Origin of the sequence: Paraburkholderia tropica (assembly GCF_914484835.1) — a bacterium.
GTDB lineage: Bacteria > Pseudomonadota > Gammaproteobacteria > Burkholderiales > Burkholderiaceae > Paraburkholderia > Paraburkholderia tropica_A.
Map to the genome: position 1 here is coordinate 101983 of NZ_CAJZAR010000032.1, position 24371 is coordinate 126353.

Annotated in this window: 24 protein-coding genes; 17 read left to right on the top strand and 7 right to left on the bottom strand. The window is 67.3% G+C overall.

The features are described 5' to 3' along the window. Positions 1 to 151: 151 nt before the first annotated feature. From LDO54_RS05965 to LDO54_RS05975, 3 genes are all read right to left on the bottom strand, one after another. Positions 152 to 1909: a ClcB-like voltage-gated chloride channel protein gene (locus LDO54_RS05965; RefSeq protein ID WP_224007940.1), complete on the bottom strand. Its 1758-nt coding sequence runs from the start codon at positions 1907 to 1909 to the stop codon at positions 152 to 154. A gap of 184 nt (positions 1910 to 2093) precedes the next feature. Beyond that, positions 2094 to 2828 (bottom strand): glutathione S-transferase, encoded by a 735-nt coding sequence (locus LDO54_RS05970; RefSeq protein ID WP_224007943.1) that lies wholly within the window; start codon positions 2826 to 2828, stop codon positions 2094 to 2096. 202 nt (positions 2829 to 3030) lie between these two features. Then, a complete protein-coding gene (locus LDO54_RS05975) occupies positions 3031 to 4107 on the bottom strand; it encodes a YeiH family protein (RefSeq protein ID WP_224007946.1) in 1077 nt (358 codons plus the stop codon). A gap of 113 nt (positions 4108 to 4220) precedes the next feature. Here LDO54_RS05975 and LDO54_RS05980 point away from each other — a divergent pair, with 113 nt between their 5' ends. The 8 genes from LDO54_RS05980 to LDO54_RS06015 all read left to right on the top strand — a co-directional run bounded on the left by LDO54_RS05980 (position 4221) and on the right by LDO54_RS06015 (position 12161). Next, a complete protein-coding gene (locus LDO54_RS05980; protein ID WP_224007949.1) occupies positions 4221 to 5186 on the top strand; it encodes a LysR substrate-binding domain-containing protein in 966 nt (321 codons plus the stop codon). Between the two features lie 177 nt (positions 5187 to 5363). Continuing rightward, positions 5364 to 6155, top strand: a complete 792-nt coding sequence (locus tag LDO54_RS05985; protein ID WP_224007952.1) for a sugar phosphate isomerase/epimerase family protein — start codon at positions 5364 to 5366, stop codon at positions 6153 to 6155. Between the two features lie 45 nt (positions 6156 to 6200). Then, the gene (locus LDO54_RS05990) at positions 6201 to 7214 is read left to right on the top strand and encodes a sugar kinase (protein WP_224007955.1); all 1014 of its coding nucleotides are present in this window, start codon (positions 6201 to 6203) and stop codon (positions 7212 to 7214) included. 127 nt (positions 7215 to 7341) lie between these two features. Further along, positions 7342 to 8625, top strand: coding sequence for an MFS transporter (locus LDO54_RS05995; protein ID WP_224007958.1), 1284 nt, complete (start codon positions 7342 to 7344; stop codon positions 8623 to 8625). 102 nt (positions 8626 to 8727) lie between these two features. Continuing rightward, complete coding sequence (locus tag LDO54_RS06000; protein ID WP_224007961.1) at positions 8728 to 9693, top strand: NAD(P)-dependent oxidoreductase; 966 nt, start codon at positions 8728 to 8730, stop codon at positions 9691 to 9693. Next, positions 9690 to 10775, top strand: coding sequence for a LacI family DNA-binding transcriptional regulator (locus LDO54_RS06005; RefSeq protein ID WP_224007964.1), 1086 nt, complete (start codon positions 9690 to 9692; stop codon positions 10773 to 10775). Before LDO54_RS06000 ends, LDO54_RS06005 begins: the two co-directional genes overlap by 4 nt. Before the next feature lie 158 nt (positions 10776 to 10933). After that, the gene (locus tag LDO54_RS06010; RefSeq protein WP_224007967.1) at positions 10934 to 11740 is read left to right on the top strand and encodes a YhfC family intramembrane metalloprotease; all 807 of its coding nucleotides are present in this window, start codon (positions 10934 to 10936) and stop codon (positions 11738 to 11740) included. 55 nt (positions 11741 to 11795) lie between these two features. After that, on the top strand, positions 11796 to 12161 hold the full coding sequence (locus tag LDO54_RS06015) for a DUF3022 domain-containing protein (protein WP_065064718.1): 366 nt from the start codon (positions 11796 to 11798) through the stop codon (positions 12159 to 12161). Positions 12162 to 12257: 96 nt separating this feature from the next. Here LDO54_RS06015 and LDO54_RS06020 read toward each other — a convergent pair whose 3' ends face one another. Continuing rightward, a complete protein-coding gene (locus LDO54_RS06020; RefSeq protein ID WP_224007970.1) occupies positions 12258 to 12692 on the bottom strand; it encodes a PGDYG domain-containing protein in 435 nt (144 codons plus the stop codon). A gap of 186 nt (positions 12693 to 12878) precedes the next feature. Beyond that, positions 12879 to 13427 (bottom strand): Spy/CpxP family protein refolding chaperone, encoded by a 549-nt coding sequence (locus LDO54_RS06025; RefSeq protein WP_224007973.1) that lies wholly within the window; start codon positions 13425 to 13427, stop codon positions 12879 to 12881. 337 nt (positions 13428 to 13764) lie between these two features. Between LDO54_RS06025 and LDO54_RS06030 the strand changes: the two genes are divergently transcribed. Further along, entirely contained in the window at positions 13765 to 14229 is a 465-nt protein-coding gene (locus LDO54_RS06030) for an Lrp/AsnC family transcriptional regulator (protein ID WP_224007976.1), read from the top strand. A 242-nt stretch (positions 14230 to 14471) separates the two neighbouring features. Beyond that, on the top strand, positions 14472 to 15578 hold the full coding sequence (locus LDO54_RS06035) for a saccharopine dehydrogenase family protein (RefSeq protein WP_224007979.1): 1107 nt from the start codon (positions 14472 to 14474) through the stop codon (positions 15576 to 15578). A 50-nt stretch (positions 15579 to 15628) separates the two neighbouring features. On the opposite strand, the gene LDO54_RS06040 is transcribed toward LDO54_RS06035, so the two are convergent. Further along, a complete protein-coding gene (locus LDO54_RS06040; protein WP_224007981.1) occupies positions 15629 to 16219 on the bottom strand; it encodes an AAA family ATPase in 591 nt (196 codons plus the stop codon). Further along, the gene (cydX, locus tag LDO54_RS39000) at positions 16216 to 16404 is read right to left on the bottom strand and encodes a cytochrome bd-I oxidase subunit CydX (protein ID WP_356788823.1); all 189 of its coding nucleotides are present in this window, start codon (positions 16402 to 16404) and stop codon (positions 16216 to 16218) included. The genes LDO54_RS06040 and cydX overlap by 4 nt, the downstream gene beginning before the upstream one ends. A gap of 216 nt (positions 16405 to 16620) precedes the next feature. Between cydX and LDO54_RS06050 the strand changes: the two genes are divergently transcribed. The 7 genes from LDO54_RS06050 to LDO54_RS39205 all read left to right on the top strand — a co-directional run. Beyond that, positions 16621 to 17121 (top strand): hypothetical protein, encoded by a 501-nt coding sequence (locus LDO54_RS06050; protein ID WP_224007984.1) that lies wholly within the window; start codon positions 16621 to 16623, stop codon positions 17119 to 17121. 230 nt (positions 17122 to 17351) lie between these two features. Further along, entirely contained in the window at positions 17352 to 18329 is a 978-nt protein-coding gene (corA, locus tag LDO54_RS06055) for a magnesium/cobalt transporter CorA (RefSeq protein WP_224007987.1), read from the top strand. A gap of 143 nt (positions 18330 to 18472) precedes the next feature. Further along, positions 18473 to 19429 (top strand): sugar ABC transporter substrate-binding protein, encoded by a 957-nt coding sequence (locus tag LDO54_RS06060; RefSeq protein WP_224007990.1) that lies wholly within the window; start codon positions 18473 to 18475, stop codon positions 19427 to 19429. 402 nt (positions 19430 to 19831) lie between these two features. Then, positions 19832 to 21562: a sugar ABC transporter ATP-binding protein gene (locus LDO54_RS06065; protein ID WP_224007992.1), complete on the top strand. Its 1731-nt coding sequence runs from the start codon at positions 19832 to 19834 to the stop codon at positions 21560 to 21562. Continuing rightward, complete coding sequence (locus LDO54_RS06070; protein ID WP_224007996.1) at positions 21559 to 22575, top strand: ABC transporter permease; 1017 nt, start codon at positions 21559 to 21561, stop codon at positions 22573 to 22575. The genes LDO54_RS06065 and LDO54_RS06070 overlap by 4 nt, the downstream gene beginning before the upstream one ends. Before the next feature lie 284 nt (positions 22576 to 22859). Further along, the gene (locus LDO54_RS06075; protein WP_224007998.1) at positions 22860 to 23900 is read left to right on the top strand and encodes a LacI family DNA-binding transcriptional regulator; all 1041 of its coding nucleotides are present in this window, start codon (positions 22860 to 22862) and stop codon (positions 23898 to 23900) included. Between the two features lie 150 nt (positions 23901 to 24050). Continuing rightward, a partial coding sequence (locus tag LDO54_RS39205) for a PfkB family carbohydrate kinase (RefSeq protein WP_436975519.1) occupies positions 24051 to 24371 on the top strand: 321 nt, incomplete at its 3' end.

A 24371-nucleotide genomic window follows, 5' to 3' on the forward strand; every position in this document is an offset into this window, starting at 1 on the left:
GGCGGCCTGTGCAAGGACGAACCGGCTGGAGCAACCGGCTGTGACCGCCGCCACGCGCGCACGCGCGAGCGACTTGCTCATAATGGCAGCAAACACCTGCGCGCGTCGCGAACGCGTGTGCTTTTTTCGCGATGAGGGATGCCGCCGCGCCTCAGCGCTCGGCGTTCAGCCGCTGATAGGCGTCCAGCAGCGACGTCTTGTAGACCACGCCCGCGAGCTTCGGCTGCTGCGTGCTCTCGATCACCGGCAGGCGCTCGCCCTGAAACGACATGAAATGCTGCAGCGCAACGGCGAGCGGCATATCGGGCGTCAGCACGTCGAACGAGGCCTTGAGGTAGTCGCAGGCGTGCTTGTTCGAGGTATCGCGCTTTTGCAGCAGGTCATTGGTGATGTCGGCGAGCGCGACCGCGCCGAGGAAGCGGCCGTCGTCGTCGGTCACGTAGAGATACTTGACCGGATATTCGAGGAACACGCGCGTCATGTCCTGCACGGTTGCCCCGGCGCGCACGACGGTATCGGCGGGGCGCACGAGTTCGCGCATCTGCGTGGCGCGCAGGCGCAGGCGTTCGGCTTCCTCGCGGTTGCGGTGCAGCGTGATTTCGTACATCGACTTCTTGCCGGTCGCGCGCGCGACGAAGTACGCGACCACGCAGGAGAGCATCAGCGGCAGCACGACCTGATAACTCAGCGTCATCTCGAAGATCATCAGGATCGCCATCAGCGGCGCCTGGGTCGCGCCCGCGAGGAACGCGCCCATGCCGACCATCGCATACGCATACGGCGCCGAGGTGCCGTGCGGCCAGAGCGCCTGCATGCCCTGGCCGAACAGGCAGCCGACCACCGCGCCCATGAACAGCGTCGGCGTGAAGACGCCGCCGACCGCGCCCGAGCCGACCGTCGCCGCCGTCGCCATCAGCTTGAAGACGAGCACCGCCGCGAGCGCCGTCCAGGTCCACGGCGAATGCAGGATCGAGTTCACCACGCTGTAGCCGTTGCCCCAGACCTCGGGCGTCCACACCGAAATCACGCCGCAGACGAGGCCGCCGAGCGCGAGCTTCGCGGGCAGCGGAATCGCGAGCTTGCCGAAGCCCGCTTTGGCCACGTCGAGCAGCGAGAGAAAACGCGGTGCGAGCGCGCCGCACAAGAGGCCGAGCGCCACGAACAGCAGCACTTCGATGCCCGTCACGGGCGGAAACACCGGCATTTCGTACGGCGGCTTGTAGCCCGCGAACTCGCGCATCGTGATGTTCGCGACCACGGACGACACCACGATCGGCCCGAAGCTTTCCATCACGATCGAGCCGAGCACGATTTCGGTGACGAAAAACGCGCCCGCGATCGGCGCGTTGTACGCCGAGGTGATACCGGCCGCCGCGCCGCACGCCACCAGCAGGCGCAGGCGTTGCGGATCGAAGTGGACCCAGCGCCCAATCAGCGACGCGGCTAGCGCGGCGAGCTGCACCATCGGGCCTTCGCGGCCGATCGAGCCGCCGCTCGCAATCGTGAACAGCGACGAGACGCTGCGCCAGATGCTCTTGCCGACCGGCATCACGCCGTCACCGATCGCCACGGCTTCCACGTAGTCGGTGTGGATCGGCTTGTTGTTGCCGCCCGCAGGCGCGCCCGCCGTGCTGCGCTTCGCCACGAGCAGCAGGCAGCCCGCGATGAAGCCGCCCGCCGTCGGCAGTCCGATGCGCGTGTACCACGGCAGACGGCGTGCCATCTCGACGAAACTGCCTTCGCTGCCCGTGAACAGGATCTGGAGATGCGCGATGCCTTCGCGGAACAGCACGGTCGCGAAGGCGCCGGCCACGCCGACGATGACCGACCAGATCAGCATCGTATGGGCGTCGGAGAGGCGAAAGAGGTCGCGGGCGCGGGTGCGCAGTTTCAGCAGGAATGACAGCACGGCAGGCGGGCGGGTTGAAAAGGTGAACAGGATCGCACGCGCGCGAGGCGGCGTGCGTGCGAAAGCGTCGATATGGCGAGGATAGCGTCGCGGCGCCGCGCGGGCGTCGCGGCTGCCGGGATCGTGCGCAGCGCGGCATGCGCTGCGTCAGGCGCAGGGCAATGAAGCGGCCGCGCGGGCGCGCTCAGCGCACGGCGTGGTCGAGTTCCGGGTAGTGCCGGAAGATGCCGGTTTCGTTGAACGGCAGACGCCGCTCGGAGGCCAGATACGCAGCGACAGGCGGATGCGCCGCAACCGCGTCGCGCAGCGCGACCACGTGCGGATAGTGATCGGCGAAATGCTTCGTGGCCTTCGGAAACGCGTAGCGCAAGCCCTCGACGATCTGAAACATCGAGAGATCGACGTAACTGAGCGCATTGCCGACCATATGGCGCGGCCCGTCGGGATTCTGCGCGAGCACGCGCTCGAAATAGCCCATGAATTTCGGAATGCGATGCGCGATGAAATCCTTCGAGCGCGCCTTCGCCTCGTCCTTCTGGTCCTCGTAGTAGAGGTTGCTCGCGATCGGATGATGGGTGTCGTGCGCCTCGGTCACCAGATCGGCGATCGTGAGCTGCAAGCCGTTCGCGACGATCCGCAAGCCTTCGTCGCGCGGCGCGAGCTTGAGCTTCGGCCCGAGGTAGAACAGGATGTTGGCCACATGCGGCACGATCAGTTCGCCGTCCTTCAGAAACGGCGGCGCGTAGGGCGGATACGGGTCGTCGCTTTCCAGCTCGGCCATCATCGCGCCGATGCCCTGGCCATCGTCCTTCGAGCCGCGCGCCACGTCGATATATGGCGCGCGCGCTTCTTCCAGCGCGAGCCGCACGAATTCGCCCCGGCCCTGCAGGCCGTCCCAGTAATACAGTTCGTATGCCATCGGTCGTCCCCTTCGTCGAACGGCCGCCCCAGCGGCGGGCGGCATCGGACAGTATGGCCCGCAACCGGCGCGCCTGGTTTGCGCGTGCTCCGTGCGCAGAAACGCCAAAAGCCCCGCGATGGGCGGGGCTGATGGCGAAGGTCCAGGGGGCGCGGCCGGGTGGACCGGCGCGGCCCGGGTTCATGCGGGGTTTAGGCAAGCGTCATCCGAACAGACGCTCCACGCCCCAGGTAATCGCGAGGCCGCCGACCGTCAGCCAGACGTAGAGGATGAAACCCGTGGTCAGCGCACGCGGACCGGCCTGGCGGATCTGCGAAAAGCGCGTTTCGATGCCGAGCGCCGTCATGGCCATGGTGAGTGCGAAGGTGTCGAGCGTGTTCAGCGTCGAGGTGGCCGCTTCGGGCAGCACGTGCAGCGAGTTCACGATCACCAGCGCGAGGAAGCCGAGCGCGAACCAGGGCACCGCGAGCTTGCGGGTGCCGTGCTGCGCATCCTGCGCCTTGCCGGCTGCCTGGCGCGCCGAGCGGCTCAGCCACACGCCGAGCACGAGCAGCACCGGCACGAGCAGCATGACGCGCGTCATCTTGACGATGGTGGCGATGTGCGTGGCCTCGGGGCTCACGTTGCTCGCCGCGCCGACGACCTGCGCAACTTCGTGAATCGTGCCGCCGAAGAACAGGCCCGCGCCGACCGTATCGAGATGCAGCCAGCCCGCGCGGTAGAGCAGCGGATAGAGGAACATCGAGAGCGTGCCGAACAGCACCACGCTGCCCACGGCCATTGCGCTCTTGTGCGGCTTCGATTGCAGCGTCGACTCGAAGGCGAGCACGGCGGCCGCGCCGCAGATCGCGCTGCCCGCCGCCGTGAGAATGGCGGTGTCGCGGTCGAGCTTCATGACCTTCATGCCGACCCAGGTGCCGATCGCGAGCGTGCTCACGACGATCACAACCGATTCGACGAGCCCAGGCAGGCCCACCTGGGCGATTTCCTGGAGACTCACGCGCAGCCCGAAGAACGCCACGGCGATACGCAGCAGCTTACGCGCCGAGAAGTTGATGCCGGCGGCCCAGCTTTCCGGCATGCCGTCGCGCAGCGCGTTGCCGTAGATGGCCCCCGCGACGATGCCGACGATCAGCGGGCTCAAGCCCAGATTGGCGATGGCCGGCAGCGAGGCGACGCGCGTGACGGCGGCGGCGAACAGCGCGACGAACAACACGCCGTTCAGCTGGCCGCGTGTGGATGACGGTGAGTGTGCAAGCGTGGTCGATGGGGTGGACATAATGGTTATCCAGGTCGGTATCGAGCGAATGCGCTAATCCTAATTTAGATATAAGGATATGAAAAATCGTCATTTGCGAAGTAAAATATAGGTCAACCTTATAGATCGACGCCATGACCCCGGAGCAACTGATAACGTTCGCCGCCGTCGCGGAGCACCGCAACATCAGCCGCGCGGCGCTCGCGCTGCATCTGTCGCAGCCCGCTGTGTCGGGGCAACTGCGGCTGTTGCAGGAGGAATTCGGCGAGCCGCTGTATCTGCGCGACGGCCGCGGCGTGCGCCTCACGCCCACCGGCGAGCAGCTCGCGGCCTACGCGGCGCGTCTGCGCGACACCTGGCGCGACGCCCAGACATTCCGCGACGCGCTGCGCGGGCTCGAACGCGGCACGCTGCGCATCGGCGCGAGCACCACGCCCGCGAGCTACCGGCTGCCTTATCTGGTCGCGGCGTTCCATCGGCGCTATCCCGACGTCAAGCTCGAAACCGCGAGCGGCAATACCTCGGACGTGGTCGCCATGCTCGGCCAGATCGACATCGCGCTCGTGGAAGGGCCGGTGGGCGAGCAGTTGCCCGCCGACACCGCCGTGCATCCGTGGCACGAGGACGAAATCGTCGCTATCGCGCCGCGCGGGCATGCGCTGATCCAGCAACTCGGCGAAAGCGCTGGCGACGCGGCAAATGAGGTCGCCAACGAGAGTGCGCTGCGCTGCGCCCTGAACGCCTTCGGCGACTGGCCGCTGGTGCTGCGCGAGGACGGCTCGGGCGTGCGTCAACTGGTCGAGCGCGCGTTCGCGCGCGCGGCGGTGCCCATGCGCGTCGCGCTCGAAATCGCGGGCGTGGAGGGCGTGAAGGAGGCGGTGCGCGCGGGCATGGGCATCGGCTTTGTCTCGGCGATGTCGATGCGCCACGAGGACGGCGCGCTGCGCCAGATCCGCATCGGTCCCGAACCGCTGGCGCGGCGATTTTCGATCCTCGTGCCGCACGCGGGCGCGGCGTCGCGGGTCGCGCAGCGCTTTCTCGAACTCTGCCTGCTCGACACACCCGACGACGGCAGCGCCGCCAGCCGGTTCCCGCCGTGACTTAGGGGATTTCCACAATGGCGTCGCCTGGCGCCGCGGCGCACTATCCCGCCATCGATCAGGCGCTTCACGCGCCTTTTTTCGGGACCGGATTGGAACCGGTTCCAAGATAATTAAAAAGGGGGCCTGATCACGCAAAAAGCGCGATCCGGCCCACCCGGCAACAGGAAGACGACGATGGCGGAAGTGGCAATTGTGGCGAGCGCATTCGGCGCGGGAGCGATCCGGCGTGACGGACACGCGGCCTGGCTGGAGGTCGCGAAAGCGGGCGGGGCGCAGGCCTTCGAGGTGCGGCGCGAGTTGATGGACGACGCTGACGCGGGCCTCGACGCGCTGCGCACGCTCGGCACAGCGTTTGCGAATGCGCAGATGTGGCCCGTGTGGTCGACGCCCGATTCGCTCTACGCCGACGACGGCGCGCTCGACGAAGCCGCCTTGCGCGAGGCGCTCGCGTGCGGTCAGGCGCTCGGCGCGCGTTTCGTGAAGCTTCAACTCGGCGGATTCGTTAGCGACGCGCACGCGGCGCAGCTCGCCGCCGTCCTCGCGGAACCGCGCACGAATGAGGCCACAAACGCAACCGGCCTGCCGCGCGTGGTCGTCGAGAACGGCCAGCTCGAACAGGGCGGCCGCCTCGCGCAGTTCACCGGCCTGTTCCGCGCCTTGCGCGCGAGCGGCCACGACGGGCTGATCGGCATGACGTTCGATATCGGCAACTGGCAGTGGACCGGCGAAGCGCCGCTGATGGCCGCCGTGGCGCTCGCGCCGCACGTCGACTACATCCACTGCAAGGCCGTGCAGGGCGAGGGCGCGCGACGCTTTCCGTGCGCACCCGCCGCCGACGATCCGCTGTGCCGCGCCGCGCTCGCGCGCCTGCCGTCGGACGTGCCGCGCGGCATCGAGTTTCCGTTCGACGAGACGCGCCTCGCCGCCGACGCCGCGCGCTACGTGAGTTGGCTCGGCGCGGCTTGAAGCCGCCCGAACGGCCCGCATTCTCCCCATTCAGGAACGCATTCCATGAACCACCCACTCGATGTCATCACTTACGGCGAGGCGATGGCGATGTTCGTCGCCGCCGAAACCGGCCCGCTGCACGGCGTCGCGCAGTTCACGAAACGCGCGGCGGGCGCGGAACTCAACGTGGCGACCGGCCTCGCGCGCCTCGGCTTCAAGGTGGGCTGGATGAGCCGCGTCGGCGACGATTCGTTCGGCCGCTTCGTGCGCGCGGTGCTCACGCAGGAAGGCATCGACACGCAGTGCGTGGCCATCGATGAGCGCTTTCCCACCGGCTTCCAGCTCAAGTCGAAATGCGACGACGGCAGCGATCCGGCCGTCGAATATTTCCGTCGCGGTTCGGCGGCGAGCCATCTGTCGATCGGCGACTTCAAGCGCGGCTACGTGCTCGGCGCGCGCCATCTGCATCTGAGCGGCGTGGCGCCGGCGATTTCCTCGACGTCGCGCGAACTCGCGTTCCTGCTCGCGCGCGAGATGCGCGAAGCGGGCCGCACGATCAGCTTCGACCCGAACCTGCGCCCGACGCTCTGGGGCTCCGAAGCCGAAATGGTCGCGACGCTCAACGAACTCGCGCGCCTCGCCGACTGGGTGCTGCCGGGCGTCAACGAAGGCCGCATTCTCACGGGCTCGGACGATCCGGCGCTGATCGCGCGTTTCTATCTGCAGCGCGGCGCGCGCGGCGTGGTCGTGAAGCTCGGCGCGGATGGCGCGTACTTCGAGACCGCTGAAGGCGTCTACGGGCACGTGCCCGCGCGGCGGGTGGAGAAGGTCGTCGATACGGTCGGGGCCGGCGACGGCTTCGCGGTCGGCGTGGTGAGCGCGCTGCTCGAAGGCCGCCCGCTGCCCGAGGCGGTCGCGCGCGGCAACCGCCTCGGCGCGCTCGCGGTGCAGGTGATCGGCGACTCGGAAGGCTTGCCCACGCGTGAACAGCTCGATGCGCTCGAAGCCCGGGACGCGGAGCAGGCCACGCAAGCCTCAATGCCCGCAGCGCCCGCAACCCCGGCACACGCCGCGTAAAACGGTCCGGCAACGAACCCGGGCAGGCAGCAACCGGGCGCGCCCGAAACCGCGCCCGGCATCCATCAGCCATGCATGGGACCGCACGAGGCGCACTCGCGCCCGATGCGATCAACAGGAGACATCGATGACCTCAACCTCGCTTGCACCGCGCCGCTGGTGGGCGATCATGCCGATCGTATTCATCACGTACAGCCTCGCGTATCTCGACCGCGCGAACTACGGCTTCGCGTCGGCGGCCGGCATCAATCGCGATCTGGGCATCAGCCCGGCGCTCTCGTCGCTGATCGGCGCGCTGTTCTTTCTCGGCTACTTTTTCTTCCAGATTCCGGGCGCGGTCTACGCCGAACGCCGCAGCGTGCGCAAGCTCGTGTTCGTGAGTCTCGTGCTGTGGGGCGGCTGCGCGGCGCTCACGGGCGTGGTCTCCAACATTCCCTCGCTGATGGCGATCCGCTTCGTGCTCGGCGTGGTCGAGGCCGCGGTAATGCCCGCGATGCTCATCTACATCAGCAACTGGTTCACCCGCAGCGAACGCTCGCGCGCGAACACCTTTCTGATTCTCGGCAATCCGGTCACGGTGCTGTGGATGTCGGTGGTCTCGGGCTATCTTGTGCATGCGTTCGGCTGGCGCCACATGTTCATCGCGGAGGGCGTGCCCGCCGTGGTCTGGGCCGTGTGCTGGTGGCTGCTCGTGCGCGACAAGCCCGCCCAGGTGACGTGGCTTTCGAACGACGAAAAGCGCGCGCTCGACGCCGCCTTCCGCGCCGAACAGGCCGCCATCAAGCCGGTCAAGAATTACGCCGAAGCGTTCCGCACGCCCGCCGTCATGCTGCTCTCGGCGCAGTACTTCTGCTGGAGCATCGGCGTGTATGGTTTCGTGCTGTGGCTGCCGTCGATCGTGAAGAACGGCTCGTCGCTCGGCATGGTCGAAACGGGCTGGCTCTCGGCATTGCCGTATCTCGCTGCTACCATCGCGATGCTCGCCGCTTCATGGGCGTCGGACAAGCTCAACAATCGCCGCGCCTTCGTGTGGCCGTTCCTGCTGGTGGGCGCGCTGGCGTTCGCGCTCTCCTACGCGCTCGGCTCGACGCACTTCTGGTTCTCCTACGCGCTGCTGGTCGTGGCGGGCGCCGCGATGTACGCGCCGTATGGCCCGTTCTTCGCGATCGTGCCGGAACTGCTGCCGAAGAACGTCTCGGGCGGCGCGATGGCGCTGATCAACAGCATGGGCGCGCTCGGCTCGTTCGTGGGCTCGTACGTGGTCGGCTATCTGAATGGCGCGACGGGCTCGCCTGCGGCATCCTATGCGTTCATGAGCGTGGCGCTGGTGGTCGCGGTGGGCCTCACGCTCGCCGTCAAGCCGCAGCGCGACGACGCGGGTGGCTATGCCGCGCCGCTGCATGGAAAATAACGCTTTCGTGATCTTCGCGACGATGTCCGCACGGGCGGGCATCGCCGTTATCACCGTCACACCGTCCTGACCGCATTGAAGCCTTCGAGAGATAGCGCACTTATGAAGCAAAAAATCGTTGCCTACAAAGCCCTGCCCGACGACGTCACCGCGTATCTGCGCGAGCACGCCGAAGTCGAATTCGTCGACGGCAACAACGCCGAAGCGCTCGCCGCCGCGCTCAAGGACGCCGACGGCGCGATCGGCGCGAGCGTCAAAGTGACGCCCGCGATGCTCGACGGCACGCGCATCAAGGCGCTCTCGACGATTTCCGTGGGCTTCGACCAGTTCGACGTGGCCGATCTCACGCGACGCGGCATCGTGCTCGCGCACACGCCCGACGTGCTGACCGAATCGACCGCCGACACCGTGTTCTCGCTGATCCTCGCGAGCGCGCGCCGCGTGGTCGAACTGGCCGACTGGGTGAAGGCGGGGCACTGGAAGGCCAGCATCGGCGCGCCGCAATTTGGCGTGGACGTGCAGGGCAAGACGCTCGGCATCGTCGGGCTCGGACGCATTGGCGGCGCGGTCGCGCGGCGCGCGGCGCTGGGTTTCAACATGAACGTGCTCTACACCAACCGCAGCCCGAACGAGACGGCCGAACGCGAGTACGGCGCACGCCGCGTCGAGCTGGACACGTTGCTCGCCGAGTCGGATTTCGTCTGCCTGCAAGTGCCGCTCACCGATGCCACGCGCCACATGATCGGCGCGGAGCAGTTCCGCAAGATGAAGAAAAGCGCGATCCTGATCAACGCCTCGCGCGGCGCGACCGTCGACGAAGCGGCGCTGATCGCCGCGCTCGAAGCGGGCACGATCCACGGCGCGGGTCTCGACGTGTTCGAGCAGGAACCGATCGATCCGGCCTCGCCGCTGCTGCGCATGCCGAATGTGGTGGCTCTGCCGCATATCGGCTCGGCCACGCACGAAACGCGTCATGCGATGGCGCGCAACGCCGCCGAAAACCTCGTCGGCGCACTGGCGGGCACGCTGCGCAACAACATCGTCAATCGTGAGGTGCTCGCACGATGAGCATCGGCGCGGGTGAGCCGCATCAGAACGCTCAGGGTGACGCTCAAGCCGGCGCGCCGCGCCGCGCGACGATCAGCGATGTCGCGCGCGAGGCGGGCACCGGCAAGACCAGCATCTCGCGCTATCTGAACGGCGAGTTGTCGGTGCTGTCGCCCGATCTGCGCGCGCGCATCGAAGCGGCCATCGAGCGCCTCGATTATCGGCCCAACCAGATGGCGCGCGGCCTCAAGCGCGGCCGCAACCGTCTGCTCGGGCTGCTGCTCGCCGACCTCGCCAATCCGTATTCGGTCGAAGTGCTGCAAGGCGTGGAGTCGGCGTGTCACGCGCTCGGCTACATGCCGCTGATCTGCCACGCCGCCAACGAAGTCGACATGGAGCGGCGCTATCTGCAACTGCTCACGACGTATCGCGTGGAAGGCGTGATCGTGAACGCGCTCGGCGTGCGCGAGTCGATGCTCAAGCCGGTCGGCAGCGGCGGTATTCCCGCCGTGCTGGTGGACCGCACCGTCGACGGTCTGGACGCCGATGTGGTCGGGCTCGACAATGCGGCGGCCGTGCGGCTCGGCGTCGAGCATCTGCTCGAACGCGGCTACGACGACCTCGTGTTCGTGGTGCAGCCGTTCGAGCACGTGAGTTCGCGGCGCGAGCGCGAAGCGGCGTTTCGCCACGCGACGCAGGCAGCGCGCCAGGACGGATTGCGGCACGCGACGCATGTGCTCGATCTGCGCGAGGAGGACACCGTCGCGCCCGCACTCGAAGCGCTCGACGCGCATCTGGCCGAGGCCGCGAAACGCGGCGCGCGCTGCGCGCTGTTCGCGGCGAACGCGCCGGTCGCGCTGCGCCTCGCGCTGCATCTGAAGGCGCGCTTCGGCGCCCAATGGCCGCAGCAAGTCGGGCTGATCGCCATCGACGACCCCGAATGGGCCGAACTCGCCGGCATCACGACGATCCGCCAGCCGACACGCGAGATCGGTTATCGCGCCGTCGAATTCCTGCACGAGCGCATCGAAGGCGCGGCGCCCGCCGCGCGCGCGGCGGCGTTTCCCGGCGAACTCGTCGTGCGGGCCTCGACGCTCGGCTGACACCGCCCGGCTGAACCGCCGCACCGCGCAGACAGCGGGGCGCGAGACGTGACGTGACACAGCGCGAGGCCGCAGCCGGGGCTGCGCGAGCCGCCCGATATCTGCGATGATTCGGGCTGCGGCGCGCGCCCGGCGCGCCGGATGTCACAAGGAACCCCATGCACGTAGATCCGGTCACGCTCGTCTGCCTGTCGCTCGCCACGCTGTTCGTCGCCGTTTTGCCCATTTCCGTCTATCGCCGGCTGCGCAAACCGTTCCGATTCGACTGGCGCGACACCATCACCGGCGTCGCGGTGTTCGCGTTTTTCGCGACCGTACTCGAACGCGGCCTCAACGACTTCGTGCTGCATCAGAACCCGGCCACGGCGCAGCTGCTCACCAGTCCGATCGCTTTCGTGCTGTACGGCGCGCTCGCGGCCGGCGTCTGCGAGGAAGTGGGGCGCTACGTCGCGATGCGCCTGCTAGCGCGGCGCGGCGGCCGTCTGCCCAACACGCCCGTCGACAGCACGGGCCTCGCCTACGGCATCGGCCACGGCGGCGCGGAAGCGTGGTTCGTCGGCGTGCTCGTGCAGCTGCAGTGGATCTTCTTCGCGGTGCTCGCGAACCGGGGCGAGCTCGACTCGCATCTGAGCAATCTGACGATGGATTCGGTGCTGCGCGTGCATATGGTGCTCGCCACGCTGTCGCCGCTCCAGGCCGGCATTTTCGCGCTCGAACGCACGTCGGCGTTCGTGTTTCAGATCGGTCTGTCGGTGCTGATGTGGCGCGGCGTGCAGGCAGGGCGCAAGTCGATCCTGCCGCTCGCGATCGCGCTGCACACGCTGATCGACGTGCCCGCGGCGATGTTCCAGGCGCGTCTCGTGCCGCTCGTCGCCGTGGATGCGCTCTATGCGGTCGTGGCGGTCGCGGTGGCCGTCGTGCTGTTCCGCCGCTGCGCGCCGGGACGTCCCGCGCGCGCGGTCTGATCCGCGGTCTGCTAGAGTCCTGCACCGCAGCGCTTTTTCACTTTATTGGCCAGCGATGGAAGACTATCTGTTTGAATGCGCGAGTCCCGATTTCGAGGAACTCGCGCGCGTGATCGCCGATCTGTTCCCCGAGCAGACGCGCTTTAGCGAGCAGCCCGCCGACAACGGCGCGCCGCTGCTCGTCGTGCATTGGGTGGCGATGCGCATGGGCGCCGCCGCGCGCCGCATGACGCTTTCGGTTGCCATCGCGCCCGCCGCGCTCGCGCGTTACCGGGCGCTGCCGCCGCGTTTGCGCGGACGCAGCTTCGCGGTGCTGCGCGCCTACGTGGAAGCGACCATCGGCTCGCTCGAGGAGCAGCACGCGAAGGGCGAGGAAACGCCGCGCGACGTGACGCTCGCGCTGGACGAAGAGTTTGCTTGAGGGAGCGGGCGCCGGGGTTCCGGCGCCGCTTTGCAATGCATCGATTTTGATGCGCGTCGGGCGACGCGCTCAGCTAGCCGATCGGTTAGCCGATTCTCAGTCGGCCAGTCGATAGACCTTCGCGAAACGCGCGGCCTTCACGACGCCGTAATCGCCGGGCGCATATTGCATGACCCAGTCGCCGGCCGCGCCGGTGAGGCGGTCGCCGCCCGCCGAGCGCACGATGGTGAACGGCTCGTCGATCCGTTTGGCGAGCACCACCGACGGACGGTTGCGGTACGCGCCGGCCATGCCGTGCGCGAGCGCCGCGTCGGCGGGCAGATATTTCGGATCGAAGCGGTCGCGCGAAACGACCCAGCGTTCGCCGGTCGCGCCGGTGATGATCGCGTCGCCTTGCGCGTAGCGGTTCGGGCCTTCGAGGCTCATCAGCTCGCCAGGCGCGGCGGCGAATTCGACCGTGACGGTTTCGTCCTTGACGACGCGTTGCGCGGCGGAATCGGCGGCGAGGTCGAGTTGGTTTAGTTCGATCATGGTGGCGGCAGGCGCAAAAAGCAGAGAGAGCGGAAAACGACAGCCTGAAATATAGGCGAAAAATCCGCCCGGAAATGCAGGAAGGCCGGGCATGATGCCCGGCCTTCGCGTGTTCCGCAAGGCTTCGTCGCGCTCGAGCCGGAAGGGTGAACCTCGACTCGATCTCAGCGAAGCCTCAGGCGAACCTTATTCGGCCGCCGGCGCGCTCGCGGCTTCCGCGCCGCTGGCTGCCGCTGCCGGCGCCTTCGACTTCGGCTTGCCCTTGTGCTTGCCGTGTGCCGGACCCTTCACGCCCGGCGTCGGGCCGTGATGACGGAAGGTGGTGTCGGCGAGCTTCTTCTGTTCCGGCGAGAGGCTCGTGTAGAGCGGCTCGAAGGCCGTCACGAGCTTCTGCATGTCGTCGGCGTGCGCCTGGCTGATCTGCGCGTACTGCTTCATGTCGTCGAGCGCGTTACGCGACGTTTCGCTGTCCGCGCGCTGCTTGTACAGCGTGGCCATGGTCTCGCCGTTGCCGCGCATCGTGTCGGCGAACGCCTTCCATTGCGGCTCCTGCTCGGGCGTGATCTTCAGCGCCGAGTGCAGGTAAGCGATGCGCTCTTCCACGCGTTGCTGATGCTGCGCGGCGCGCACGTCGGCACCCGACGCCGCTGCGGCCACAGGCGTGGACGCAGCAGTTTGCGCGAACGCACCGCTCATGGAGAGCGTCGCGGCCAGGATGACGAAAGCTTTCTTCATTCTTGCTCCTTGAATCTTCATTTCGTAGCGAGTAGGCGCGTAATCCAGCCAGGCGCGCGAGACGCGAGGCCGGGTTGGCAGGCGATATTAGTACCACGTTATCGCGTTAAAGCGGCTGCGATGCGACAACTGCTTACAAACGAAACGCTCCGAAATACCCTGAAATACGCGCTTTGCATCGCGCTTTGCATCGCGCTTTGCATCGCGCTTTGCGTCCCGCTTCGCACGTCACGTTGCGTGCCTGGACGTGACGCATGTTGTTTTCGCATGGGCGGCTGCGCGCGCGATAATGGCCTGATCTTCTTAACGTTTCTTCACCCAGAGAGCCGCTTCCTCGATGAGACCGCCGCGCCTCGATCAACTCGACGACCTCGACCGCAGCCTCGTCGCGCTGCTGCAGGAAAACGCGCGCGAAAGCGTGGCCAATCTCGCGCGTCAGCTCGGCGTCGCGCGCACCACGGTGCTCGCGCGCATCGCGCGGCTCGAACGCACGCAGGTGATCGCGGGCTATGGCGTGCGGCTCGGTCAGGACGTGCTCGACGCGAGCCTGCAGGCGTGGGTCGGCCTGATCATCGCGCCGCGTCACGGGCCCGACGTGCAGAAGCGGCTCGGCAAGATGCCCGAGGTGCAACTGCTCTGCGCGGTGAGCGGCGAATACGACTACGTGGCCTGGCTGCGCGCCGATTCGCCCGATCGTCTGAACGATCTGCTCGACCAGATCGGCGGCATGCAGGGCGTGGAGCGCACGACCACGTCGATCGTGCTCGCGCGCAAGATCGATCGCGGCACGGTGATGGGCTGAGCGCTGCTGGTTGAGCGCTGCCGCAAGCCAGGCAAGGACGCACAAGGCCCCTTTGCTGCGGCGCGTTTTTACGCTGCTTTTACGCTTTTTCGTCACTTCGACGAAAACCATCGTCGAAATGACGAAAGTCGACGTCGAAGCGCATCATTTTGCGCCTATCAACTGATTTTGCACCTCCCTAGACTGTCTTCGAGCGGGCGCGCCAAGCCCACCGATCACAGAACATCAAAAGGAGAGGCGAGATGAAAGTCGCGATTGCAGGCGCCGGCCTGATTGGCCAGACCATTGCTCACATGCTGCGCGAAACCGGCGACTACGAAGTGGCCGCGCTCGACCGCGACGCACGCGCGCTCGACGCGCTCACGGCGCAGGGCATTCCCACCGTGCGCGTCGATTCCGGCGATGCCGCCGCGCTGCGCGGCGCGCTCGAAGGCTACGACGTGCTGATCAACGCGCTGCCGTATTACCTCGCCGTGAACGTCGCGTCGGCGGCCAAGGGCGCGGGCGTGCATTACTTCGATCTGACCGAGGACGTGCGCGCCACCCACGCGATCCGCGCGCTCGCCGAAGGCGCCGATCACGCCTTCATGCCGCAATGCGGCCTCGCGCCGGGCTTCATCGGCATCGCGGCGCACGCGCTCGCGAGCCGCTTCAGCGAAATCCGCGAAGTGAAAATGCGCGTGGGCGCGCTGCCGCAGTTTCCGACCAATGCGCTCAAATACAACCTCACGTGGAGCGTCGACGGTCTCATCAACGAGTATTGCCAGCCTTGCGAAGCGATTCGCGACAGCCGCACGCAATGGGTGCAGCCGCTCGAAGGCCTCGAACATTTTTCGCTCGACGGCGTGGAGTACGAGGCGTTCAACACCTCGGGCGGACTCGGCACGCTGTGCGAGACGCTGTCGGGCCGCGTGGAGTCGCTCGACTACAAGTCGGTGCGTTATCCGGGGCATCGCGCGCTGATGCAGTTCCTGCTCGAAGATCTGCGCCTGTCGGGCGATCGCGACACGCTCAAGTCGATCATGCGCCGCGCGATCCCGTCGACCGAGCAGGACGTCGTGCTGATCTTCATGACCGTCACGGGCATGCGCAACGGTCAGCTCGTGCAGGAAGTCTTCACGCGCAAGATCTTCGCGAAGACCGTCTGCGGCATGCCGATGAGCGCGATCCAGATCACCACGGCTGGGTCGATGTGCGCGGTGCTCGATCTGTTCCGCGAAAAGCGTCTGCCGCAGGCGGGCTTCGTGCGTCAGGAGCAGGTCTCGCTGCCGGAATTTCTCGCCAACCGCTTCGGCCAGGTGTACGAGGGCGCGACGCTCGATGCGCGCGCGCCGGTGGCGGTCGTATAAGGTCGATTGAGTTCGATTGAGGTTGCGGCGGTCGTGGCGACTGCGTTCGCTCAGTCCCCGGCCGCCGTCACGAGGCGCTGCAAGAGCGCGTCGTAGTCCGCCTCGGCGGGCGAAGTGGTATCGAACACGATGAGCGCGTCGAGCGCCGCGCCTTCCGGCTCGATACGGCGCTGCCGGTAGTCGTCCCAGTGCGCGAGCTTGTAGGCGTCGTCGGGATGGGCGCGCGCCACGATGCGGCGCTGCGCGGTGGCTTCGTCGCAGCGCACCCAGACCGCCGCCAGCTTCACCTCCGCCTCTACGCCCAGCCACGCACGATCGGTGAGACGCCGCTCTCGCGCCTCGCGCGACAGCGGCGCGACCACCAGCACGCTCACGCCCAGCGCGAGATTTTCGCGCGCGGTGTCGAGCAAGCCCTGGTATTCGGGATCGCGCAGATGGTGGAGAAACAGCGGACTGTCGCGGTCATGCGGGTCTTGACCGAGCGCGGTGAGCGTCGCGGCGCTCGTGCGGCCGTAGAGCGTGTCCTTGTCGAGCAGACAGAACGGTTCGCCCGTCGCGCGCGAGAGCGGGCCGATCAGGCGTTTGGCGAGCGAGGTTTTACCGGTGCCGGCGTGACCGCAAAAAATCACCAGACGCGTCACGAACGGTCATCCCTTGCTGCCGATGGGCGGGCGTCGGTCGCGTCTGCGCCAGAGGGCGCTCCGCCAGAAGGCGCTCCGTGTGCGTGCCGCTCGAAGAACTTGCCGTTCGCGTCGAGCCACATCACGTTGATGATGCCGAAGCCGAGCGCCACGCCGATGCCGAGTATCCACGTGAAATACCACATCGCTTGCATCCTCCTGATGGCTTGATCGACGCGACTTTCCGGCCGTCGTGCAGGCGGCCCCGCAAATTTCGCGACAGCATACCCCATCGCCGCGCGCCTCGCGTCGCCGCCCGTATATCATGGGGCCGGACAGGGCATCGCACATCACGTAAATCACGAAAGCGGCCGACGCGCCGCTCACGCATAACAGTCAGAACAGACGAGGGGAGAGCGTCCATGCGAGCGGGCTTGATGAGCGGGTGGCCGTGGCGGGATAACGGACAGAGAAGCAGGCAGAGAAGCGGACAGGACAGGCGACTGGCTTCGATCGCAGCCATATGCTGCATTGCCGCGAGCCTCGCGCTTGTCGGCTGCGCCGAGGAACACGCGGCGGCCCCACCGCTCAAGCCGGTCCCGGCCGAGCGCATCGTCAAGCCCGGCTACACCGCGCCGGGCGAGGGCCTCGTGGCCGTGGACGTGCGCCGCGAGCGCACCGGCAACGTGATCGTCAAATTCCGCGACGCGCCCGTTTATATCGACGGCGAGCGGGTCACCGACCTGATGGACGGCGAGCACGTCACGTTCTACCTGAAACCCGGCCCGCACCGCATCGGCGTGACGACGCAGTTCGATCCGGTCGTCGAGCTGAGCTTTCTCGTCGACGCGCGCTATACGAACTTCGCCAGCGTAACGTTCGACAAGGATCACCGGATCGGCATCCGGCGCGTGCCGCATTGAGCGGCAGCACAGAGCGGGCCGTGGCGCGCCGTGCGATGGCGCGCGCCCAGGACGCTTTCGGGCGCGTTTGCCGTCCCGCACAACGCCCTCGGCGGCCGGGTGCGGAACCTGCTGGCCAGCGGCCAGGTCGATCCAGCGCTTAAACTTGGCGATCCGCTTCAACGTTTTCACTTCAGGACAGGCGGCCTGCAAAGCTTTCATTTTTCGCACGCCGCCGGGAAGAACACGACATGCTCATCAATTGCGCCGCGTATCAGGGCGGCAAGAAACTGGCCGACATCGAAGTCGACGCCATCAGCGACTATCTGCAAAGACCGGAATGCTTCGTCTGGGTCGCGCTCAAGGACCCCGACGCGGGCGAGATGGCCGCGATGCAGGAGGAGTTCGGGCTGCACGTGCTCGCCATCGAGGACGTGATGAACGGCAACCAGCGCCCCAAGATCGAGGAATACGGCGAGACGCTCTTTGCGGTGTTCCACACCATCGAGCTCGACGGCGACAGCGAACTGGTGACCGGCCAGGTCAACGTGTTCGCGGGCAAGAACTTCGTGCTCTCGGTGCGTCATCGCGCGCAGAAGGGCTTTACGGACGTGCGAGCGCGCTGCGAGCGCGAGCCCGAGCTGCTCAGCGAAGGATCGGGCTTCGTGCTCTATGCGCTGATGGACAGCGTGGTCGACCGCTACCTGCCGGTGCTCGAATCGCTCGCGGGCGAGATCGAGGAACTCGAAGACCGCATCTTCGAGAAGCACAACCTCGCGGCGTCGCGCGCCATCATCGAGGATCTCTATTCGCTCAAGCGCCGCTTCGTGATCTTCCAGCATCACGTCACGCCGCTGCTCGACGCCGTGGGCAAGCTGATCGGCGGGCGCATTCCACAGATCTGCGCGGGCATGCAGGCGTATTATCGCGACGTGTACGACCACCTCGTGCGCCTCTCCAACACGATCGACGCGCGCCGCGAAATGATCGTCACGGCGATCCAGGTGAATCTCGGCATGATCTCGCTCGCCGAGAACGAGGTGACCAAGCGGCTCGGCTCGTTCGCCGCGCTGTTCGCGGTGCCGACCATGATTGCGGGTATCTACGGGATGAACTTCGAACACATTCCCGAGCTACATTACAAATACGGCTACGAAACCTGTCTGGCCGTGATGGCCGGCATCGACATCCTGCTGTACTTCCTGTTCCGCCGCGGCGGCTGGCTTTGATGGGCTGAGTGCCCGGCGCACGCCGTCCGTCCGTCTCATCGAGAAGCGCGGGCATCCCGCCCGTGATGTCGGGATGCTTGCAAACGTTTGCGCATAACCAGAAATACGGCCCGCACCGGGCCAGACAACCGGAGACACAAACGATGAACTTCCGCATCCGCCGCCGCGTGCTGTGCACCGCCGTCGCCCTCGCCACTGTCGCGGCCGCGCCGCTGGCTGCCCATGCGCAGGCGGCGGGCCACAAGCCCAAGGTCGCGCTCGTCATGAAGTCGCTCGCCAACGAGTTCTTCCTGACCATGGAAACCGGCGCGAAGGACTACCAGAAGCACAACGCCGCCACGTTCGACCTCATCACCAACGGCATCAAGAACGAGACCGACACGGCCGCGCAAATCCAGATCGTCGAGCAGATGATCGTCTCGAAGGTCGACGCCATCGTGCTCGCGCCCGCCGATTCGAAGGCGCTTGTGCCGGTCGTGAAGAAGGCCGTGGACGCGGGCATCATCGTCGTCAACATCGACAACCGGCTCGATCCCGACGTGCTCAAGTCGAAGGACCTGAACGTGCCGTTCGTCGGGCCCGACAACCGCAAGGGCGCGCGCCTCGTCGGCGACTATCTCGCGAAGAAGCTCAAGGCGGGCGATCAGGTGGGCATCGTGGAAGGCGTCTCGACCACCACCAACGCGCAGCAGCGCACGGCGGGCTTCAAGGACGCGATGGACGCGCTCGGCGCGAAGATCGTCTCGACGCAGTCGGGCGAGTGGGAAATCGACAAGGGCAATGCGGTGGCCTCGGCCATGCTCAACGAGTATCCGAACCTGAAGGCGCTGCTTTGCGGCAACGACAACATGGCGATCGGCGCGGTGTCGGCCGTGCGCGCCGCCGGGAAGCAAGGCAAGGTCTACGTGGTCGGCTACGACAACATCGACGCCATCAAGCCGATGCTCAAGGACGGCCGCGTGCTCGCCACCGCCGACCAGTACGCGGCCAAGCAGGCCGTGTTCGGTATCGATACCGCGCTCAAGGCGATCAAGGAGCACAAGAAGCAGTCCGAGCTCTCGGGCGTGGTCGAAACGCCGGTGGTGCTCGTCACGAAGTAAGCGCCGCGCAATCAGCCCCTGTGCATCGCGCGCCCACACCGTATGCATGCCGAATCGTCGGCGGGCGCGCAGTGCATACGGGATGCATAGGGATTGCATAAGGATTGCGCAGCGCGGCGCGCGAGCGGCCTTTCTTCATACTTTTCGTGCAATCAACGCTCAAGAAAGCCGCCGCGCCGCCGTTATTTCGTCGGTGATGGGCGCGTGTGCATCCGGGCGGCGAACTGTCTCCCTGGGGCACGCGTTTGGCACCCGTTTGCGGGCGTCGCCTGACGATGCCGGGCCCGCCGCCCGGCGTCGCAACCGCTGGAACGTCCGGGTCGCAACCGTCCGGGCGCTCAGGTGGAACCACGAGGCGCGCCCGCGGATTGGGGCGGCGCGGCCCGCGACTACAGGATCGTGATGGATGCAATTGCCCCCGACGCACTACCGGTCGCCACGGCCGACGCCGCTGTGCTGACGGTCACGGGCGTCGGCAAGACCTACGAGCAGCCCGTGCTCGCCGACGTGAGCCTCGCGCTGCACGCCGGCGAAGTGCTTGCGCTCACGGGCGAGAACGGCGCCGGCAAAAGCACGCTCTCGAAGATCGTGGGCGGCCTCACCGCGCCGAGCGCCGGCGCGATGACGCTGCTCGGGCAGGCCTACGCGCCCGCGAGCCGCAACGACGCCGAGGCGCTCGGCGTGCGCATGGTGATGCAGGAGCTGAACCTGCTGCCGACGCTTTCGGTCGCGGAGAACCTGTTCCTGAACCGGCTGCCGCGTTCGCGCGGCTTCGGCGCGCTGAGCTGGACCGGCTGGATCGATCGCGCGCGGCTGCGCGAAGACGCGCGCGCCGCGATGGCCCAGGTCGGGCTGGAGGCGATCGACCCGGACACGCTCGTCGGCGAACTGGGCATCGGCCATCAGCAGCTCGTGGAGATCGCGCGCAACCTGATCGTCGACGAAGCGCAGGGTGGCGCGCCGCTGCGCGTGCTGATCCTCGACGAGCCGACGGCGATGCTCACGGGCCGCGAAGTCGAATTGCTGTTCGAGCAGATCGCGCGGCTCAAGGCGCGCGGCGTGGCGCTCGTCTATATCTCGCACCGGCTCGAGGAGCTGGAGCGTATCGCGCAGCGCGTGGCCGTGCTGCGCGACGGCCGTCTCGTGCGCGTGGACGCCATGGCGAACCTCACGCCCGAGCGCATCGTCGCGCTGATGGTGGGCCGCGAGCTGGGCGAGCAGATCGATCTGGGCGAGCGGCGCATCGGCGCGCCCTTGCTCAAGGTGAGCGGCCTGAGCCGCACGAATGCCGTGCGCGACGTCTCGTTCGAGGTGCGCGCCGGTGAGATTTTCGGCGTGTCGGGGCTGATCGGCGCGGGCCGCACGGAGTTGATGCGCCTGATCTACGGCGCCGATCCGAAAGAGCGCGGCACGGTCGCGTTGGCGGGCGCCGACGGCGGCGCGCCGCAGCCGGTGAAGATCGAGTCGCCCGTGGACGCGGTGCGTCACGGCATCGCGCTGATCACCGAGGACCGCAAGGGCGAAGGGCTCTTGCTGCCGCAGCCGGTGGCGGCCAATGTGTCGCTGGGCAACGTGGGCGCGGTGGCGCGTTACGGCATCGTGGACGCGGCGCGCGAAAACGCGCTTGCGCGCACGCAGATCGAGGCGCTGCGCATCCGCACGGCCGGTCCTGGCCAGCCGGTCGGCGAGCTGTCGGGCGGCAACCAGCAGAAGGTCGTGATCGGCCGCTGGCTCGCGCGGCGCATCAACAGCGACGTGCGCGTGCTGCTGTTCGACGAGCCGACGCGCGGCATCGACGTGGGCGCGAAGTTCGACATCTATGCGCTGATGGGCGCGCTCGCGCGCGAAGGCCGCGCGCTCGTGGTGGTGTCGAGCGATCTGCGCGAGCTGATGCTGATCTGCGACCGCATCGGCGTGATGTCGGCGGGCAAGATGACGGGGATTTTCGAGCGCGGCGCGTGGAGTCAGGACGCCTTGCTCGGCGCCGCCTTCGCGGGCTATCGCGCCGAGGACGCGCTGCTGGCGGACGCGGCCGATCTGCCGGCGGCCGGGAGCGCAGATACACAAGCTGCGGACGTGGCGCGAGATGCAGCACGAGACGCAGCACGAGACGCAGGAGGTAGCGCTTCATGACGAACGGACCGTTGCGCGAACCCGCAACGAATCAGGCCGCGCCGCAAGCCGCGAGCGGCAAGCCCGCGGGCACGCGATTCGGCTTCTCGAACTACCTCGGGCTGGCGCTCGCGCTGGTCGCGATGATCGTGCTGTTCTCGCTGTTGAGTTCGCACTTCCTGACATACGATACGTTCAGTACGATCGCGAACCAGATTCCCGATCTCGTCGTGATGTCGGTGGGCATGACCTTCGTGCTGATCATCGCGGGCATCGATCTGTCCGTGGGTTCGGTGCTCGCGCTCGGCGCTTCGGTGGTGAGCGTGGCCTCGCTCAAGTGGGGGCTCGGCCCGCTGCCCGCCGCCGTGCTCGGCGTGCTGGCCGCGGCGGCCACGGGCACGCTCACGGGCGCGGTGACGGTGGGCTGGCGCATTCCGTCGTTCATCGTCTCGCTCGGCGTGCTGGAAGCCGCGCGCGGTTTCGCGTACCAGATGACGAATTCGCGCACGGCCTATATCGGCGACGCCTTCGATTTCCTCTCGAATCCGATCGCGTTCGGCATCTCGCCCGCGTTCCTGATCGCCGTCGCGGTCATGGTGATCGCGCAACTGGTGCTCACGCGCACGGTGTTCGGCCGCTATCTGATTGGTATCGGTACCAACGAGGAAGCGGTGCGGCTCGCGGGCGTCGATCCGCGGCCCTACAAGGTGATCGTGTTCGCGCTGATGGGCGCGCTGGCCGGGCTGGCGGCGCTGTTTCAGGTGTCGCGTCTCGAAGCCGCCGATCCGAACGCGGGCGTCGGCCTCGAATTGCAGGTGATCGCGGCCGTGGTGATCGGCGGCACGAGTTTGATGGGCGGGCGCGGTTCGGTGATCAGCACGTTCTTCGGTGTGTTGATCATCTCCGTGCTCGCGGCGGGTCTCGCGCAGATCGGCGCGAACGAGCCGACCAAACGCATCATCACGGGCGCGGTGATCGTGGTGGCGGTGGTGCTCGACACCTATCGCAGCCGGCGCGGCAAGCGCAAGGCGTGAGCGGAATAACAAGCAGAAAACAGCAGCAGACAGCAGCAAGCAGCAGCGAAGAACAAGCAGAAAAAAGCAGCACGAGAGAACCAGCAGCAACAGATGAAGCAATAAAGAAGCCGCAAGCGAACGCTGCGGGCGCAACGAAGCGCCACGCGGCGGCACGGACTGCGGCGACAAGAACGTATCGAGGGCGCGCCTGCGCATTGGACCAGCACGGGCGACGAGAGCAATCACCGCCGCCTGGCGGCAGCAGTAGCAAACGGCAGCACGAAGCAGGAGCAACATAAAAGATGGCGACGATCAAGGATGTGGCCGCAGTGGCGGGGGTGTCTTTCACGACGGTGTCGCATGTGGTGAACAATTCGCGTCCGGTGTCGGCGGACGTGCGGGCCAAGGTTGAGCGCGCGATACGCGATCTCAACTACGTGCCGTCGGCGGTCGCGCGCTCGCTCAAGGCGCGCTCGACCGCGACGATCGGGCTCGTCGTGCCGAACGGAACGAATCCGTATTTCGCGGAGCTGGCGCGCGGCGTGGAGGACGGCTGCGCGCAAAAGGGCTACTGCGTGTTCTTCTGCAATTCCGACGACGATCCCGTGAAGCAGCGCAACTATCTGCGCGTGCTGCAGGAAAAGCGTATCGACGGGCTGATCGTGGCCTCGGCGGGCGACGACGCGGTGCTCGCGGCGACGCTCGGCGACACGCGCGAGCCGATCGTGGTGGTCGACCGCAACATCGAGGGGCTCAACGCCGACCTCGTGCAGATCGATCACGAGCGCGGCGCGTGGCTCGCGACGCGCCATCTGATCGAACTCGGCCACGCGAACATCGGCTGCATCACCGGGCCGATCACGACGGCGGTCAGCGCGATGCGCATGCACGGCTTCCTGCGCGCGATGGCCGAACGCGGCATCGAGATCGCGCCGGGTGCGATCGTCGAGGCCGATTTTTCGGGCGCGGGCGGCTATCGCGCGGCGGCGCAGCTGTTCGATACGGTGCGCCCGAGCGCGATTTTCGCGGGCAACGACATGATGGGGATCGGCGCGCTGCGCGCCGCGGCGGAACGCGGTTTGCGCGTGCCGACCGACTGCTCGATCATCGGTTTCGACGATATCGAGCTGGGCAATTTCACGTGGCCGGCGCTGTCGACGGTCGGTCAGCCGGCGCGTTCGCTCGGCGAAATGGCGGCGCTCACGCTGATCGAGCGCATCGGCTCCGAGCCGCGCGAGCGCGACGGCGTGTCGGTGCTGCGCCGCGTGATCGCGCCGGAACTGATGCCGCGCGAATCGACGGCGCCGTGGTGCGCGCCGCATTCCGCATCGCTGGCGGCCTGACGCGGGACGTCGTCGCGACGTCCTCGCCGGAGCTGCCGCAATCGCTCTGGAGGGGACGCCGTGACGAACAAGACCCGCACGGACGCCGCGCACGCAGCGTCATCCGCAGCCACGACAGCGGGACGCGTGGCCGTCGTCGGCAGCCTCAACATGGATCTGGTGGCGCGCGCGCCGCGTCTGCCTCGCGCCGGTGAGACGCTGGCCGGCAGCGCGTTCGCCCAGGTGGCGGGCGGCAAGGGCGGCAACCAGGCGGTGGCCGCCGCGCGTCTGGGCGCGCGCGTGGCGATGGTGGGCTGCGTGGGCGCCGACGCCAACGGCGAGTTGCTGCGCGCCGGGCTGCTCGCGGAAGGCATCGACTGCGACGCACTCGATACCTCGCCCGACGCGCCGACCGGCGTGGCGCTGATCGTCGTCGATGCGGCGAGCCAGAACGCCATCGTCATCGTCGCGGGCAGCAACGGGCAAGTCACG

Coding starts and splice junctions, on each gene's coding strand:
- LDO54_RS05970 (WP_224007943.1), bottom strand. CDS start 2,828: ATGGCATACGAACTGTATTACTGGGACGGCCTGCAGGGCCGGGGCGAA.
- LDO54_RS05975 (WP_224007946.1), bottom strand. CDS start 4,107: ATGTCCACCCCATCGACCACGCTTGCACACTCACCGTCATCCACACGC.
- LDO54_RS05980 (WP_224007949.1), top strand. CDS start 4,221: ATGACCCCGGAGCAACTGATAACGTTCGCCGCCGTCGCGGAGCACCGC.
- LDO54_RS05985 (WP_224007952.1), top strand. CDS start 5,364: ATGGCGGAAGTGGCAATTGTGGCGAGCGCATTCGGCGCGGGAGCGATC.
- LDO54_RS05990 (WP_224007955.1), top strand. CDS start 6,201: ATGAACCACCCACTCGATGTCATCACTTACGGCGAGGCGATGGCGATG.
- LDO54_RS05995 (WP_224007958.1), top strand. CDS start 7,342: ATGACCTCAACCTCGCTTGCACCGCGCCGCTGGTGGGCGATCATGCCG.
- LDO54_RS06000 (WP_224007961.1), top strand. CDS start 8,728: ATGAAGCAAAAAATCGTTGCCTACAAAGCCCTGCCCGACGACGTCACC.
- LDO54_RS06005 (WP_224007964.1), top strand. CDS start 9,690: ATGAGCATCGGCGCGGGTGAGCCGCATCAGAACGCTCAGGGTGACGCT.
- LDO54_RS06010 (WP_224007967.1), top strand. CDS start 10,934: ATGCACGTAGATCCGGTCACGCTCGTCTGCCTGTCGCTCGCCACGCTG.
- LDO54_RS06015 (WP_065064718.1), top strand. CDS start 11,796: ATGGAAGACTATCTGTTTGAATGCGCGAGTCCCGATTTCGAGGAACTC.
- LDO54_RS06020 (WP_224007970.1), bottom strand. CDS start 12,692: ATGATCGAACTAAACCAACTCGACCTCGCCGCCGATTCCGCCGCGCAA.
- LDO54_RS06025 (WP_224007973.1), bottom strand. CDS start 13,427: ATGAAGAAAGCTTTCGTCATCCTGGCCGCGACGCTCTCCATGAGCGGT.
- LDO54_RS06030 (WP_224007976.1), top strand. CDS start 13,765: ATGAGACCGCCGCGCCTCGATCAACTCGACGACCTCGACCGCAGCCTC.
- LDO54_RS06035 (WP_224007979.1), top strand. CDS start 14,472: ATGAAAGTCGCGATTGCAGGCGCCGGCCTGATTGGCCAGACCATTGCT.
- cydX (WP_356788823.1), bottom strand. CDS start 16,404: ATGTGGTATTTCACGTGGATACTCGGCATCGGCGTGGCGCTCGGCTTC.
- LDO54_RS06050 (WP_224007984.1), top strand. CDS start 16,621: ATGCGAGCGGGCTTGATGAGCGGGTGGCCGTGGCGGGATAACGGACAG.
- corA (WP_224007987.1), top strand. CDS start 17,352: ATGCTCATCAATTGCGCCGCGTATCAGGGCGGCAAGAAACTGGCCGAC.
- LDO54_RS06060 (WP_224007990.1), top strand. CDS start 18,473: ATGAACTTCCGCATCCGCCGCCGCGTGCTGTGCACCGCCGTCGCCCTC.
- LDO54_RS06065 (WP_224007992.1), top strand. CDS start 19,832: ATGGATGCAATTGCCCCCGACGCACTACCGGTCGCCACGGCCGACGCC.
- LDO54_RS06070 (WP_224007996.1), top strand. CDS start 21,559: ATGACGAACGGACCGTTGCGCGAACCCGCAACGAATCAGGCCGCGCCG.
- LDO54_RS06075 (WP_224007998.1), top strand. CDS start 22,860: ATGGCGACGATCAAGGATGTGGCCGCAGTGGCGGGGGTGTCTTTCACG.